The sequence below is a fragment of the Actinoplanes sp. TFC3 genome (genome assembly GCF_001553785.1).
Classification (GTDB): Bacteria; Actinomycetota; Actinomycetes; order Mycobacteriales; family Micromonosporaceae; genus Actinoplanes.
In genome coordinates this window covers 3978820-3993190 of record NZ_LOJP01000001.1, presented here as the reverse complement: position 1 = coordinate 3993190, position 14371 = coordinate 3978820, and the positions used below count along the sequence as shown (strand labels likewise).

Below are 14371 nucleotides of genomic sequence, written 5' to 3'. Positions count from 1 at the left end.
CTCCACCACCGGGGCGGGGGCGGGCCGGGGCGCGGGATTCTTGGACGGCGCCATGCCGCAGGTGTCGCAATAGCCGTCGACGATCGTGCCGGAACAGTTGCGCTGACACTTCATCTCGGGCCCCCCGTCGTGCTGCTGGTCAGCGTAGCCACCGCCTCCTGATACGCGGCAACCGCGGCGCGGGCGGCATCCAGGTCGCAGGGCGCGGTGGTCAGCGCCGAGCGGGCCCGGCCGGCCAGCGGCACCAGCTTGTCATGCTCGGCCAGCCCTCGGCTGTTCGCCTTGGCCCGGTAGGCGTCGAAGCGCCCCCGCAGCTCGTTGCGCGCCGACAGCAGCCCGGCATTGCGGGTCGCCGCGTCGTTGAGCCGGGCCAGCCGCTCGCGCGCCTGCCGGGTCCACGCGGCCAGCCGCGGACTGATCAGCGCCCAATGCCCGGCCGTAGCCAGCGCGTTGATGGCCGCCAGCTCGACGCGCAGATCCCCGCCCCCGACGCGCACGATGTCCCCGTCGGAGAACCGCCCGGTAGCGGCTTCCTCGGCCGCCGCGGCGGTGTGCGCGGCGGCGGCAAGCTTGGTGGCCAGGGCGTGCGCGTCGCTCAGGCGCTGGCCCAGGGCGTCGCGGAATTCGTCAACCGAGGTTCGCTCGGCGTCGGCGCGGTCCAGCAGCGCCCGGATCGCATCGAGCACGGAGTCGTCGCAGCCCAGCGGGTCGGTGGCGAGTTGGGCGGTGAAGCCGGTCAGCCGCCGGTCGGCGTCGTCGAGCAGGGGGGAGGAGGTCAGCGTGCGCAGGTGGGCCAGCCGGGCGGCGGTGTCGGCGGTCTCGGGTAGCAGCTTGCCCCAGCGCTCACCGGCCCAGGTAGCCGTGGACACCGCGGTGGTGAACGCGGCCTCCATCGCCGACAGCAACTCGGCGGGGGAGCAGGTGGTGGTGACCTGACCGGCGCCCAGCAGCCCTCGGCGCGCAAGTGGCACCGTGGTGGTGGACAACGTGATGGACCGCCCGAGCACCTGGTCGATGTAGGCCGAGCGTTCGGTGTCGCTGAAACGCCGCTGCCCGCGGACGGCCCGGGCCGAGGTGATCAACGCGGTGAGCATCCGGTAGCCGTCCCACAGCTGGGTCAGCGCCGCGGTGGCGTCCTGCCACGAGGTGGCGGTGCGCCCGGTCAACGGCCCGCGGTCGAGGTCCTTGCGGGCGCTGTTGTCGTCCAGGTCGACCAGGTTCGCCGCGATCGTGGTGGCGGCCGCCTCGAGCCGGGAGAGTTCGTTGTCCGCGCGGATCAGCAGCTCGGGGAACGTCATCGGTACTCCGCCGCCGGGGGCTGCGGGGCCTTGCCGAAGTCGCCGAGCCAGCGGTCGTAGGTTTTCCGCCAGGTGCCGTTGGCCCGGTTGCGCTCCAGCACGGCGTTGACGAAGCGGGTGAAGTCGGGGTGGTCCTCGGAGATGGCCATCGCGTACGGCTCCTTGGACATGGCGGGCCCGATGACCTTGGCGTAGGGGTCCTGCGCGGCCAGCCCGGCGAGGATGGTGTCGTCGGTGCTGATCGCGGCAACCTCGTTGCGCTGGAAGGCCACCAGGCACTCACCGAACGTCGGGCGGGCCTCGGCCTTCGGCTCTGACGCGGCCTGCGCGATGTTCTCCAACGACGTGGACCCGGTCGCCGCGCACACCTTCTGCCCGCCCAGGTCGTCGATGCTCTTGGCCGGCGAGGTTTTGGAGACCAGAACCTTCTGCCCGGCGTCGTAGTACACGGTCGAGAAGCTGGTGTCCTTCCACCGCTCGCACGTAGCAGTCATCGTGTCCGCCACCAGATCCACCGAGCCCTTGGCAACAGCCTCGGACCGCTCCGCGTACGGAATAACCGTGATCTTGATCTTGTCCGGGTTTCCGAAGATCGCCTCGGCAACCTGGCGCCCCATGTCCACGTCGAAGCCCTCGATCGACCCGGTGAACGCGTTGCGCGAGCTGAACAGCAACGTGTCCTGGCTGGTGCCGAGGTTGAGGTAACCCTGTTCCTGAATTTTGCGCATGAACGAACCGGCCGGCATCTTCCCCGGTGCGGGTAGCGAGCCAGTCGGGCGCAGACTGGCCCGCGGGTTGCAGGAGGTGTCCACGGGCGTTTCCGGCGCGGTGGTGGAGCCGGGCGCCGGCGTGGAGGGGCGGGCGAGGTCGGAGGGGCCTTCGGCATCGGCCGAGCAGCCCGCGAGCAGCGCGACAAGGGCGATGCCGGCGGCCGCGAGGCTGCGTGCCAGCGGCTTGGCTGGTTTTGGGGCGGGCTTGAGGTGGCTGCGGGGCAGTGGCGCTTCGGCCGGCGATGCAGCGGGCTGGGGACGGCCGGTGGCGGGGGGACGGGCACGCATCAGCGGTACTCCTCCAAGCGGGCCCGCAGGCCGACGACGGCCAGGGCGCAGACAGCCAGCGCGAGCAGCGGACCCAGCACGGTCAGCGCGCCCAGCCCCCGGCCCGCCACGCTGCTCTCGTGGGCGAAGACGTCCTTGCGATCCTCCAGCGCGGTCGCAAGGTTGTCGGTGAGCGCCGTGAAGTTGGCGGTCGTTCCCGAGGCCACCGCGAGCCGGACCGCCCCGGCGTAGTCACCGTTCTTGTCGGCTGCCCGCACCTTGTCATGGTTGCTCAAATACGTCTGATGCTGCTGCGCTGCGGACCTCACCGGCCCGGCCGCGTCGGTTCCCCGCAATGCCCGGGACAGCACCCCGAACTGGGTGTTGAGCTGCTGGGCGGCGCGCTTGAAGTCGTCCTCGTTGGCGTCCTCCCCGGCGCGGGCCACCAGGGTGAGCGACTCGAAGCTGCGCTCGTTCAGGGCCAGCGTGCGGGCCTGGGCGAGCAGGGTGACGGGCTTCGAGCCAGCCTCGTCGGCGGTGTTCAGGTGGCTGCGCTGCGCGGTCACGATGGCGAGCACGGTCAGCCCGAGCGCGAGCGTCACCACGGTGGCGGCGAGCAGCGGAAGGTTGAACGTGCGCCGCGTCGCCCGGCTCAGGTAGATCTGGGCCGCCACGAACGCGACGGTCAATGCGATCAGCAGAAGCATGAGCACGCTCGTCCACCCGGTGCTGCGGGCCGCCGAGTAGCCGCTGTCGACCTCGGCCTGTGCGGCGCTCAACAGCGTCTTGGCCAAGGGCTGCAGCTTGAGGCGGTTGAGCTGCGACGCGGTGGACAGGTACGACGCCCCGACCGGCAATCCCTGACGGTTGTTGGCCCGCGCACTGGCAACCAGCGACGCGTACTGCTGAATGCCCTCGGCCAGTTGCCGCACCGCGTCACCGGCAACGCCGTTCTCGGGGGTGCGCCGGGCGGCAGCCGTCAACGCCACCGAGGCGCGGGTGAGGTCCTGCTCGTAGAGCTGGGTCAGCCCGGCCGGCTCCAGCCCGCCGGCCAGGAACGCCTGCGCGGCCGTGGTGTCCGCGTCGGCCAGCGCGGACAGCACGGTCTCGGCGTCGACCAGCAGCGGCTGGGCGCGGTCGCGCAGGTCGTCGGTGCCGGCCCGGCTGTTCGCCGCGGTGACCCCGGCGAACAACCCGGTGAGCAGGGTGAGCACGACCAGGGCGGCCCGGATGAGCCGCAGCCGCCCGGGCGAGGTGTGCCGCAGCCCGCCCAGCCGCCGCAACGGGCCAGGCCGGCGGCTCCTCGACTGACTCGGTGCGGGCGCAACCGGCGCGAGCGCGGCGGGCAGCCGGACGGGTGACGGCGGTGGGGAGAGCAGAGGCCGGTTCCCCGGGGCTGGACCTGCCGCTGCCGTGCGTGGTGGCGCGCTCACACCGGACACTGTGCCGTATCGAAGCAAATGATCAAACCTCGGCTCCGGCCTACGTCAGGGCCCGCTTGAGCAGCTTGCCGGTCGCCGTCATCGGTAAACTGTCCACAATCGTGATCATTCGCGGGTACTTGTACCCGGCCATCTGCTCCTTGCCCCACGCGACGAGCTCCTCCTCGGTGATGGCGGCGTCGTCCTTGAGGATGACGTACGCCTTGATCTCCTCGCCGTGGCTGGGATGCGGCACCCCGATCACCGCCGCCAGCGAGACCGCCTCGTGGGTCATCAGAATTTCCTCGATCTCGCGCGGGTAGACGTTGAACCCACCCCGGATGATCATGTCCTTGGCCCGGTCGACGATGTAGTACCAGCCGTCCTTGTCCCGCCGCCCCAGATCGCCGCTGCGGAACCACCCGTTGTTCATGACCTCAGCAGTCGCCTCGGGCCGGTTGTAGTAGCCCCGCATGATGTTGTGCCCGCGGATCGCGATCTCGCCGATCTCGTCGGATCCCTCGACGGTGTTCCAGGACTCGTCGATGAGCTTCACCTCGACGCCCCAGATGGGTACGCCGATCGAGCCCGGCCGCGGCTCGGCGGACATCGGGCTGAACGTGGCAACCGGCGAGGTCTCGGACAGCCCGTACCCCTCGAGGATGCTCAACCCGAGCCGCTCGTGCACCTCCCGGATGATCTCAACCGGCAGGGACGAACCCCCGGACACCGCCACCCGCATGTTCGCCGCGATGCGCTGCACGTCCACGCCCTCACCCAGCGCGTTGAGCAACCCCCACCACATGGTTGGCACACCGGCGAAGAAGGTGACGTTCTCGGTCTCGAGCAGCCTGACCGCCCCGGCCGCATCGAAGCGCGGCATCAGCACCAGCGTCGCGGCGGTGGAGAAGCCGGCGTTCATGTTGACCGTCGACCCGAACGAGTGGAACAGCGGCAGCACCAGTAGATGGGTGTCCTTGGCCGGGGCCGTCAGGAACAGCCGGTTGCAGGTCAGCGCGTTCATCACCAGGTTGGAGTGGCTGAGCTCGGCGCCCTTGGCCTGACCGGTGGTGCCGCTGGTGTAAAGGATGACCGCCGCGTCACCCTCATCGGCCAGCACCGTCTCGAACACCGGCGAACGCCCCGCCAGCGCCTGCCCGAACGTCTCAGCCCCCTCGATCGGCGTCGGCGCCGCCGGGTCCGCGGTGATTACGAAGAAGTGCTCACACCCCGGCGTCTGCTCGAATCCGGTGTGCCCCTCCGCACCCATCGGCAGCTCGGCGGTGCCCTCGAAGCAGAAGTACGCCTTGGCGTCCGAGTCGTCCAGGTGGTACGCGATCTCGCGCCCCTTGAGCAGCACGTTCAGCGGTACGACCACCGCCCCGGCCTTGAGGATGCCGTAGTACACGATCGGGAAGTACGGCAGGTTCGGGCACGACAGCGCCACCTTGTCCCCGGGCTGGATCCCCCGATCGACCAGCAGGTCAGCCACCTGGTTGGCAGCCGCGTTCACCTGCGCGTACGACAACCGCTGCGGACCCAGCACGACCGCGGCGCGCTCCGGGTAGGCGCGGGCGCTGTCCTCCAGGAAAACGGAGAGGTTGAGCATGCCGGAGTCCTCCGAGAGTTGTTGTGACGACGGTCTCATCCCAGCATGCCCTTCCTCATTCCCAAACCCTCGTTTCGGTCAGGTTTCGCCCCGGTGCCCGCTGCCTCCTCGGCCTATGTCGCCTGCTGCCGGCGCAGCACCGGCGCTCCCGCCGCGACCACGGCGATCACCGCGCAGGCGAGTACCACCGTCAGCGTCTGCCCCCACGGCACCACCAGGTCGACGACCTGTTTCAGCTCGTGCTCGGTAGCGCGTTTCATGCCGGCCAGCGCAGCCGTAGCCACCCCGCCGCCCAGCACCGTGCCGACCGCCACCGACAGCAGCGCCTCCCCCGTGGTCACCCGCAGCACGTCGCCGGTGCCCCCTCCGGCCAGCCGCAGCGCCCGGAACTCCGCGCGCCGCCCCGCGGTGGCCATGAGCAGCGTGTTCGCCACCGCCAGCCCGGTGTAGCCCACCGTCAGCGTGATCAGCACGATCAGGAACAAGTCGATGATCCGGCCCTCGACGCCGATGCGCGCGTCGACGTACTGCCGCACGGTCAGCACCTTCATCCCCGCCGCGGCCACGGCCGGCCCGTCGAGCAGCACGGACTCGGTCAGCGCGTCCGGATTGTGCTGGCGCAGCACGCCGCGAGGCAGGTCCACCAGCTCGGCTGGCCCGTCGTGCGTACCGGTCACTGGCAGCCGCACCGTGCTCCCGTCGGCAAACCCGACCTCCACCTGCGCGGGCCGGCCGGTCAGGTCCTTCGACAGCTCGACACCCCGCAGCCCTTGCTTGCCGGTGGCTTGGTACGACAGCGTCTTGCCGCCGACGGTCAGCAGCACGTCACTGACCAGCGGTGCATCGCCGGGCTGACGGGTCACGGCAGCCTCGGACAACCCCGGCGTACCGTCCGGCGCGGCGATCATGGCCGCCGGGATCTTCGCCGTCTCGTCAATGCGGGTCGCCTGCTCGATGGTGGCGATCGTGCCGGTCAGCAGCGTCGCAAAACCCACGGTCAGCAGCACCGGCGCAGCAGTCGACGCCACCCGCCGTACCCCGGTCAGCGTGCCTTCCCGGACCAGCATCCCGGTCGCTGCGCGCCGCCACGGCCAGGTCACCACCCGCACCAGCGGCACGATCACCACCGGCGCGAGCAGAGCCGCCGCGACGAGCAGCAGCATCGCGGCCCCCAAGGCGGCGGTGGTCTGCTGCATGGCCGGAATCGACGGCAGCGCGATCGTGAGAGCCGCCCCGCCCGCAGCGGTCAGCAGCCCGATGATCCAGCGCGGCACCGTCATCGCCCGGCGCTCCACCGCGGCATCGCGCAACGCGTCCAGCGCCGGCACCCGGCTCGACCGGTGCGCCGCCGTCCACACTCCGGCCAGCGCCACCAGCATGCCGGTCAGGAACGCCGCCGTCAGCACGAGAGGCTGCGCTGTCACGGCGAATCCCGCAGGTTCCAGACCCGCATCGACCAGCGGCGGAGCAAGCAGCGGAGCCACCAGAGCCCCCAGCGGTACGCCCACCGCTCCACCGAGCACCGCCACAACCACCGTCTCGGCGTACATCAGCCGCACGACCTGACCTGGCGTCGCCCCGATCGCGCGCAGCAGCCCGATCTCCCGGCGCCGCTGCGCCGCACCGAGCGCACACGTCGACGCGACCACGAACACCGCCACGAACACGCCCAGCACCACCATCGCAATGATCAGCTGCGCCCCCAGCCAGCGGATGCGGGAGACCGACTCCTCCTCCAGCTTGGTGCGCTCCCCGCCGGCGAAGACCAATCCGTCCGCCCCGGCCACCGACCGAACCACCGCGGCCTGCGGGTTCCCGGTCAACCCGATCACCCGCACGCCGCCGGCACGCGCCTGCGCCTCATCGTCCGCGACGAAGAAACCGGGCGCGTCGACCGTTGCCGTCACCGTCCAGGTTTCCGGCCCCCGTGCGGTCAGCACCTCTACCCGACTGCCCGGCGCAACCCCGCGCAGCGCCACCTCCCCGGCCTTTTCGGGCGCGGCGCCCATGATCGTCCGGTAGCCCCCGAGCGCCACCGACGACCACGCGTGCCCCTGCGCCTTCGCGGCCTCCGCATCACCCGTGGCGCGCCCGTTGATCACCCGTTGGATGTAGAAGGACGGATCAGGCACAGCGGCTCGGACACCGGGCACTTGTTCCAGCCGTACGGCCAAAGCCCGCGCCTCGGACGGCGTCCACGCGCGGTAGTCGTCGTAGCCGTCGCTGCCCTTGCCGACGCTCGGCGAGTGCACCAGCACGGGGGAGTGTTCGTAGCGCTCCGATACCTGAGGCTGCGACGAGGCGAACAGTGTGCCCGCGCCGGCGATCAGCGCCACTCCGAGCGCGATCGCGACGAACGTGCCGGCGAACGCGGCGAACCGGTGCCGCACCATGGTCCAGGCCAGACTCATCGCTGCTCCAACCGGGTCATGCGCACCGCGATCTCGGCTGCGTCGGCCGGGCCGGACAGGTGATCGGCGATCCGCCCGTCCTTGAGCAGGATGACGCGGTCGGCGTGCGCGGCGGCGTACGGATCATGCGTCACCATGACCACGGTCTGGGCGTGCCGGTCCACCGCCAGCCGCAGCAACCGCAGCACGTCGCGTGATGCGGAAGTGTCCAGTGCGCCCGTCGGCTCGTCGGCGAACAACACGGCCGGGCGTGACACCAGCGCCCGCGCGATCGCCACCCGCTGCTGCTGGCCGCCGGAGAGCTCGCTCGGGCGGTGTGTGGCCCGGTCCGCGAGACCCACCTCGGCCAGCATCGCGCGCACCGCGCCCGGCTGCGGCTTGCGCCGGGCCAGCCGTTGCGGCAGCACCACGTTTTGCTCGGCGGTCAGCGCCGGGATCAGATTGAAAGCCTGGAACACGAAGCCGACGCGCTCCCGGCGCAGCCGGGTCAGCGATCGCTCGGACAGCCCGCCGATCGGCACACCGTCGATCACCACGTCGCCGCTGGTCGCCCGGTCCAGGCCGGCGGCGCAATGCAGCAACGTGGACTTGCCGGAACCGGACGGCCCCATGATCGCGGTGAAGCTGGCCGGCGCGATGGCCACGTCCACCGCGTCGAGGGCGGTCACGGCGCCTGCACCCGTGCCGTAAATCTTGGAGACGGCACGCAGCTCCACAGCCGTCTTCATGCTCGTGATGGTCATGCCGTCGAGCTTGGCGTCCGTCGGCGCCCGCCACATTGGTGCGGGCACGAGAATGCAATGTATACCCAGCACTACCGTCAAGCACCCGATCCGGCTGTAGCGTCGCCTTTCATGTCAGCTCGCAACGCTCTCGAAGCGCTCACCATGCGCCCGACCCGGTTTCTCCGGTCGTCCTGGCCGTGGCGCTCGCTGGCATATCTGGCCGGGGGCACCCTGATGGGGATCACCACGATCATCGGCGGGCTGGCGCTGCTGGGCGCGGGTTCGGTGCTGTCCGTGGTGGTCGTCGGGCTTGCCTGTTACATCGCGGCGCTGCTGTCCGGCGTGGCGGTCGGCCGCCTCGAGCGTGTCCGGATGCGCTTGATCGACTTTGATTCACTGCCACCCCCGCACCGCCCGCCGCCCCGCCCGGGATTGCGCGCGTGGCTCAGGTTCCGCCTCCGTGAGCAGGCCACGTGGCGCGAACTCAGCTACACCATGGCCTCGGCGATGGTGCTGTGCTGGATGGATGCCGCGGTGGTCACGGTCTCGCTGTTCGTGCCGTCGACCTTCTTGTTCGCCCCGATCTACCTCGCCGGCGAGAGGTCGCCGCTGTTCACGGTGCCGTTGACGCTCCTGGCGCCGCTGGCGTTGATCATCGCCGCTTACCCGGTGACGGCGTGGGCGGGCGCGCGGGCTGCGATGGCGCGCGCGATCCTGGCCCCCCGCAGCGACGACGTGGACGCCAAACTGGTGGAGGTGACCCGCTCCCGCGCCCGGCTCGTCGACGCGGTCGAGGTGGAACGCCGGCGCATCGAACGCGACCTGCACGACGGAGCGCAGCAGCGGCTTGTGGCGTTGAGCATGCATCTGGGGCTGACTCGCCTGGAGGTGCCGCCCGGCTCGGCCGCCGCGGAGTCGCTCGCAACCGCGCAGGGGCTGGTGAAGGATGCGCTGGCGGAGCTGCGCGAGCTGATCCGGGGCGTGCATCCCAAGGTGCTCACCGACCGCGGGCTCGCGGCGGCGATCGGAAACGTGGCTGGGCATGCCCCCGTGCCGGTGGACCTTCAGGTGGAACTCGACCGTCGCTTGCCCACGCACATCGAGGTGGCGGCGTACTTCGTGGTGGTCGAGTCGCTGGCGAATGTGGCCAAGCACAGCGCGGCATCGCGTGCCTCGATCACGGCGTCTTTCCGAGACGAGTGGCTGATGCTGGACATACGCGATGACGGGCGCGGCGGGGCGGACCCGTCACGCGGCAGCGGGCTGGTGGGACTGGCCGACCGGGTGGCGGCGGTCGCCGGCTCGGTGTCGCTGTCCAGCCCTCCCGGAGGTCCGACGCTGGTGCACGTGGAGATCCCATGCGCGTCGTGATCGCCGAGGACGGGCTCATCGTTCGTGAGGGAATCGCCGGGATGCTGCGGCGCTTCGGCCATGAGGTCGTGGCGGCGGTCGGGGACGCCGAAGCGCTGATCGCTGCGGTCCGGGCCGAGAAGCCCGACGTGGTGGTCACCGACGTACGGATGCCGCCGGCCTTCAGCGACGAAGGCCTGCAAGCCGCCATTGCGCTGCGGAAAGCCGATCCGTCGCTGCCCGTGCTGGTGCTCAGCCAGTACGTCGAGCAGACCTACGCCTCGGAGCTGCTCGACTCGGGCCCTTCGAAGAGCGTCGGTTACCTGCTCAAGGACCGCATCGGAGAGGTCGAGCAATTTGTCGACGCCATGCAACGGGTGGCGGCAGGGGGCACGGTGATTGATGAGGAGGTGGTCCGGCAGTTGCTGGGCCGCCGCCGGGATCCCCTGAAGCGCCTCACCCCACGCGAGCGGGAGGTGCTGGCGCTGATGGCCGAGGGACGCTCCAACACGGCGATAGCCCGCACGCTGGTGGTGACCGAAGCGGCGGTGGCCAAGCACATCGGCAGCATGCTCGCCAAGCTCGACCTGCCACCCGACGTCGATGACCACCGCCGCGTGCGGGCGGTCCTCGCCTACCTCAGGTCGTGATGCACATGCCCAGCGCCGGCACCGAAGCGAACCGCGGCCCGGCTGCAACCGTGACCCGGCATGGCCATCGCCGGTCGCAGCCGAGCCGCAGCTCAGGCACGGGCGTGCTGCAGGATCTGCTCGTAGGTTGCCAGCGTCGGCAGGTGCGTGAGCAGGTGGTGCACGGAACGGTCGGCGTAGTCGTCGGTGCTGCCCAGGGCCACTTCGACCTGGCCGGCCACGTAGTTCTGCAGCGCCGTCGCGGTGCCCCGGAACGACCCCAAGGTCAGCTGCGGTGGTTCGCCATAACCGTCGAGCAGGGCTCGTACCGCCGGGCCGTTGACGTCACCGCCCGGCTCCACCGTCCAGTTGACCAGGGCCGCGCACAGCTCCCAGACGGGTGGGAGCCCGGAGGCGTGCTCCCACCCGGTGACGACCAGGCATCCGCCGGCGCCCACCCGGACGTTGCCTGGGGTCAAGTTGTTGTGGCACAGCACCGGCTCGGCCGGCACCGGGGCATCGCTCAGCGCAGCAAGCCCGGTCAGCGTGGGCACCGCCGCGGCCAGCTCCGGCGCCCATCCGGCCCCCTTGCCGGCAGCAGCCTCGCTGAGTTCCGGCCAACCCGTTGCCGGCAGCCGCAAGGAACTCCACGGACACAACCGATTCGCCGGTACGCCCAAGGCGTGGATCGTGGCGAGAAGAGCGCCCACCTCACGCGTGACTACGGCCGCAACCGGGGCGGCCAGAGGTGGACCGGAGGTCAGCCATTCGTACGCCCGCCACTGCTTGCCGTTGATCTGTTCGGTGACGTTGCCGGGCCGCGAGCGAACAAGCCCGAGCGCCCAGCCGCAAAATGCCCCAGGCACCTCAGCTACCGTCCACCCATGACGTTCTCGATCGTGGCGCGTTCGGCGGACGGCCAGTCGCTCGGCGTAGCCGTGGCCAGCAAGTTTCTCGGTGTCGGGGCCGCCGTACCCGCAGCCCTGGCCGACGTCGGTGCCGTAGCCACGCAGTCGTACGCCAACCTCGCGTACCGTCCGCAAGCGCTGGCTCTGCTCGCCACGGGCGTTGCCGCTCCGGAGACGGTGGCCGCGCTCATCGCCGGGGACGCCGGGCCGGTCGATCATCGGCAGGTCGGGGTGGTCGGGCCGGGTGGGCCCGGCGCGACCTTTACCGGGGGTGCTTGTCATGACTGGGCCGGTGGGGTGGCCGGGGACGGTTTCGCGATCCAGGGCAACATGCTGGCCGGGCCGCAGGTGGTCGAGCAGATGCACGCGGCCTGGCTCGGATCGGAGGGCCGGTTGGCCGATCGGCTGCTGGCGGCGCTGCGGGCCGGGGACGAGGCCGGAGGCGACCGGCGAGGGCGGCAGAGTTGCGCTCTGCTGGTGGTTTCCAAGGGCATGGGGTACGGCGGGACCAGCGACGTTCTTGCCGACCTGCGTGTGGACGACCATCCGGCGCCGGTGACCGAACTCGCCCGGCTCCTCGAGATGCACAGCCTGTACTTCGAGCGCCCCGATCCCACCACGCTGATCACCCTCGAAGGCGAGACCGCTGATGAGGTTCGAACAAGGCTCGCGGTTACCGGCGACCTCGACGAAGCCCTCGCGTCCTGGGCCGGCATCGAGAACCTCGAAATGCGCATCGTCCCCGGCCACATCGACCCCCTGGTCCTGGCCCACCTCCGAGCCACCACCCAGAACTGAGCACCCCCTGAGGTGCAGGACTGGAACCATGACTGCTGTCTCGCTCATGCTCGCCGTGCCGGACGCCGCAGCCGCGTCCGGCTGGTACCAACAGGCCCTCGGCGCCACCGAACTCTGGAACCTGGGCTCGGTCATCGGCCTCGAACTGCAAGGCGCGCCCTTCTTCCTCGCCGAGCCGGAATACAACAACTGGGACACGCCCGGCGCGCTCGGCGGCACGACCACCCGCGTCGAGGTCTTCGTGGACGATCCGGATGCCCTCCTGCAGCGCGCAGCGCAATCCGGCGCCACCTGTGACGACCCGGTGCGAGACCATGACGCGCCGTGGGGAAAGCACCGGCAAGGCGGTTTCGATCCGTACGGCCACCGCTGGCTGATTGGCGACTCGTCACCGCTGCACCCGCACGCCCGTTAACGTCGCAGAGCTGTCACAGCCACCGCGGCGTAGTTGACGGTGAACGAGCCGCCGACCTCATCGATCGCAGCGCCGAGCCCGCCCAGAATCCGATCCAGAACCGGGCGGGGCAACCGGGTGTGCGTGCCGGCCGTGGGCACCTGATCGAGCCAAGCGTCGCGCGTGTAGACCTGCTGCCAGTCATAGCGCCACTGCTCCGGCTCGCTGAACGCGCCGGCCCGCGCAATTCCGTCGGTTGTCGTGCCGACCATGACCGAGTAGTACACGTCGAGCGCCGGCTTGCCGGACGGAATCGAGGGCAGGTCCGGCGCTTCGCGGGCGTACACCTCGCCGAACGCGGCAGCTACCTCAGGCGCGGGCTCGGCGACGTACCAGAACAGAACGAGTCGTCCGCCGGGCGGCAACACCTGCGCTGCCTTTGCTGCTCCGGCCAAGGGATCCACCCAGTGCCAGGCCTGCCCGGCGGTGACAGAGTCGAACGTACGGCCGGCGGCGTCCCACGTTTCGAACGTGGCAATCTCGGTCTGCACCCCGTGCCCGCGAGCCACTGCAGCCATCCGCTCATCCGGCTCGACCCCCAGCACAGTGCACCCCGCGGCCTGCAACTGCCGGGCCGCGATGCCGGTCCCGGTGCCCACATCAAGCACGCGAGGACCGGCGTCAGCAATGCGCTCCATCATGGCGGCGGGATACCGGGGGCGGCTCCGGTCGTACCGCTCGGCCTCCAAGCCGAACGATTCAGCGGCGTCCCGATGGTGGTGCGGCGGCTTAATGGGCATGTGCCCACGCTAATGGGCAAGCGCCCATTAAGACAAGGCGCCCACGAAGCCGACCGGGACGCCACGAACGCGTGGGCCGTCCACTGAGACAGACTGGGTGGCGCCGAGCGAGACTAGGCGACGTACCCACCACGTCGAAGACGGAGAAGAAGCGAAGTGCCGACCGGTGTAGCCCTCCGTGACGTCCGCGAGCAACTGTTCGCCGCGGCTGAGCGTGTTCTTCTGCGGGATGGTCCTTACGCGTTGACCAGCCGTGCGGTCACCACCGAGGCGGGCGTTGCCAAGGGTGTGCTGCACAGATACTTCACTGACTTCGACGCGTTCCTGGCCGAACTTGTCCTCGACCGCACCGCCGCGATCCGCTTGCAGGAGGCGGCCCTGCGCGAGACGGCGGGTGATGGCGACATTGTCGACACTCTGACGCGGGTGCTGACGGACTTGTTCACCTCGGTTGCCGCGGCCATCGTGGCGCTGGTCATCGCCCGGGACGAGTTGCGGGCGCGGTTGCGGGAGACGACGCCGGTCGGGGTGCCGATGCTGATCGAGGCGACCGGCATGGTGGCCGGTTACCTTGCCGCGGAGCAGGATCGGGGCCGCATCAGGGTCGAGGCGGATGTGAACACGCTCGCCCTCACTCTGATCGGAAGCGGTCATCTGATCTCGGCCGACCGCACCGGCACCCGACCCGGCGAGGCCGCCGTCCACAAGGTGGTGGCGACGGTCCTCGCCGGTGTCATCAGAGGCCGCTAAGAACGGGCAGTGCCGGCGGGCAGGAACGGCCCCCGGGACGGGACCCGCCGGAACCCGGCCCGTTCCAGCTCAGACACCACCCCCACCCGATGCGCATCGGCATCGGCGACGATCTCCCGCGCTCCCTGCTCAGCCAGCGCTGAAGCAGCCGCCCCCAGCAAATCGCCGAAAGCCGCCTCCGCCCGCACCCCCAGATAGGCAATCTGCGCGAAGCAAGCCTCCCCGGCCGCCCCGGCCAGCA

General features: G+C 70.5%; 13 protein-coding genes and 1 pseudogene. 5 read left to right on the top strand and 9 right to left on the bottom strand.

What is annotated here, in order from left to right; all coding sequences use genetic code 11:
• Positions 1 to 110: 110 nt before the first annotated feature.
• The 6 genes from TFC3_RS17965 to TFC3_RS17940 all read right to left on the bottom strand — a co-directional run bounded on the left by TFC3_RS17965 (position 111) and on the right by TFC3_RS17940 (position 8519).
• Positions 111 to 1298: a hypothetical protein gene (locus tag TFC3_RS17965; RefSeq protein ID WP_067501117.1), complete on the bottom strand. Its 1188-nt coding sequence runs from the start codon at positions 1296 to 1298 to the stop codon at positions 111 to 113.
• Positions 1295 to 2356, bottom strand: coding sequence for a glutamate ABC transporter substrate-binding protein (locus tag TFC3_RS17960; protein ID WP_236718183.1), 1062 nt, complete (start codon positions 2354 to 2356; stop codon positions 1295 to 1297). The genes TFC3_RS17965 and TFC3_RS17960 overlap by 4 nt, the downstream gene beginning before the upstream one ends.
• The gene (locus tag TFC3_RS17955) at positions 2356 to 3618 is read right to left on the bottom strand and encodes a hypothetical protein (protein WP_067501115.1); all 1263 of its coding nucleotides are present in this window, start codon (positions 3616 to 3618) and stop codon (positions 2356 to 2358) included. The genes TFC3_RS17960 and TFC3_RS17955 overlap by 1 nt, the downstream gene beginning before the upstream one ends.
• Before the next feature lie 199 nt (positions 3619 to 3817).
• Entirely contained in the window at positions 3818 to 5365 is a 1548-nt protein-coding gene (locus tag TFC3_RS17950; RefSeq protein WP_067501113.1) for a long-chain fatty acid--CoA ligase, read from the bottom strand.
• Positions 5366 to 5478: 113 nt separating this feature from the next.
• Positions 5479 to 7776 carry an FtsX-like permease family protein gene (locus TFC3_RS17945; RefSeq protein WP_067501111.1) on the bottom strand — a complete coding sequence of 766 codons (2298 nt, stop codon included), beginning with the start codon at positions 7774 to 7776 and terminating at the stop codon, positions 5479 to 5481.
• Entirely contained in the window at positions 7773 to 8519 is a 747-nt protein-coding gene (locus TFC3_RS17940) for an ABC transporter ATP-binding protein (RefSeq protein WP_067506983.1), read from the bottom strand. Before TFC3_RS17940 ends, TFC3_RS17945 begins: the two co-directional genes overlap by 4 nt.
• A gap of 111 nt (positions 8520 to 8630) precedes the next feature.
• Here TFC3_RS17940 and TFC3_RS17935 point away from each other — a divergent pair, with 111 nt between their 5' ends.
• Both TFC3_RS17935 and TFC3_RS17930 read left to right on the top strand, forming a co-directional pair.
• On the top strand, positions 8631 to 9872 hold the full coding sequence (locus tag TFC3_RS17935; RefSeq protein WP_067501110.1) for a sensor domain-containing protein: 1242 nt from the start codon (positions 8631 to 8633) through the stop codon (positions 9870 to 9872).
• On the top strand, positions 9860 to 10501 hold the full coding sequence (locus TFC3_RS17930) for a response regulator transcription factor (protein ID WP_067501107.1): 642 nt from the start codon (positions 9860 to 9862) through the stop codon (positions 10499 to 10501). Before TFC3_RS17935 ends, TFC3_RS17930 begins: the two co-directional genes overlap by 13 nt.
• A 92-nt stretch (positions 10502 to 10593) precedes the next feature.
• On the opposite strand, the gene TFC3_RS17925 is transcribed toward TFC3_RS17930, so the two are convergent.
• Positions 10594 to 11346 (bottom strand): phosphotransferase, encoded by a 753-nt coding sequence (locus TFC3_RS17925; protein ID WP_067501105.1) that lies wholly within the window; start codon positions 11344 to 11346, stop codon positions 10594 to 10596.
• A gap of 18 nt (positions 11347 to 11364) precedes the next feature.
• On the opposite strand from TFC3_RS17925, the gene TFC3_RS17920 reads away from it, so the two are divergent.
• Positions 11365 to 12186 (top strand): DUF1028 domain-containing protein, encoded by an 822-nt coding sequence (locus tag TFC3_RS17920; RefSeq protein ID WP_067501103.1) that lies wholly within the window; start codon positions 11365 to 11367, stop codon positions 12184 to 12186.
• Positions 12187 to 12232: 46 nt separating this feature from the next.
• Complete coding sequence (locus tag TFC3_RS17915) at positions 12233 to 12601, top strand: VOC family protein (protein WP_153040280.1); 369 nt, start codon at positions 12233 to 12235, stop codon at positions 12599 to 12601.
• Here TFC3_RS17915 and TFC3_RS17910 read toward each other — a convergent pair.
• Positions 12598 to 13380, bottom strand: coding sequence for a bifunctional 2-polyprenyl-6-hydroxyphenol methylase/3-demethylubiquinol 3-O-methyltransferase UbiG (locus TFC3_RS17910; RefSeq protein ID WP_067501099.1), 783 nt, complete (start codon positions 13378 to 13380; stop codon positions 12598 to 12600). The two genes, TFC3_RS17915 and TFC3_RS17910, sit on opposite strands and share 4 nt — an antisense overlap.
• Before the next feature lie 156 nt (positions 13381 to 13536).
• On the opposite strand from TFC3_RS17910, the gene TFC3_RS17905 reads away from it, so the two are divergent.
• Positions 13537 to 14130, top strand: a complete 594-nt coding sequence (locus TFC3_RS17905) for a TetR/AcrR family transcriptional regulator (protein WP_067501097.1) — start codon at positions 13537 to 13539, stop codon at positions 14128 to 14130.
• Here TFC3_RS17905 and TFC3_RS38065 read toward each other — a convergent pair.
• A pseudogene (locus TFC3_RS38065) lies at positions 14127 to 14371 on the bottom strand (acetyltransferase); the annotation flags it as partial. The gene TFC3_RS17905 and the pseudogene TFC3_RS38065 sit on opposite strands and share 4 nt — an antisense overlap.

Coding starts and splice junctions, on each gene's coding strand:
- TFC3_RS17965 (WP_067501117.1), bottom strand. CDS start 1,298: ATGACGTTCCCCGAGCTGCTGATCCGCGCGGACAACGAACTCTCCCGG.
- TFC3_RS17960 (WP_236718183.1), bottom strand. CDS start 2,356: ATGCGTGCCCGTCCCCCCGCCACCGGCCGTCCCCAGCCCGCTGCATCG.
- TFC3_RS17950 (WP_067501113.1), bottom strand. CDS start 5,365: ATGCTCAACCTCTCCGTTTTCCTGGAGGACAGCGCCCGCGCCTACCCG.
- TFC3_RS17945 (WP_067501111.1), bottom strand. CDS start 7,776: ATGAGTCTGGCCTGGACCATGGTGCGGCACCGGTTCGCCGCGTTCGCC.
- TFC3_RS17940 (WP_067506983.1), bottom strand. CDS start 8,519: ATGACCATCACGAGCATGAAGACGGCTGTGGAGCTGCGTGCCGTCTCC.
- TFC3_RS17935 (WP_067501110.1), top strand. CDS start 8,631: ATGTCAGCTCGCAACGCTCTCGAAGCGCTCACCATGCGCCCGACCCGG.
- TFC3_RS17930 (WP_067501107.1), top strand. CDS start 9,860: ATGCGCGTCGTGATCGCCGAGGACGGGCTCATCGTTCGTGAGGGAATC.
- TFC3_RS17920 (WP_067501103.1), top strand. CDS start 11,365: ATGACGTTCTCGATCGTGGCGCGTTCGGCGGACGGCCAGTCGCTCGGC.
- TFC3_RS17915 (WP_153040280.1), top strand. CDS start 12,233: ATGCTCGCCGTGCCGGACGCCGCAGCCGCGTCCGGCTGGTACCAACAG.
- TFC3_RS17910 (WP_067501099.1), bottom strand. CDS start 13,380: ATGCCCATTAAGCCGCCGCACCACCATCGGGACGCCGCTGAATCGTTC.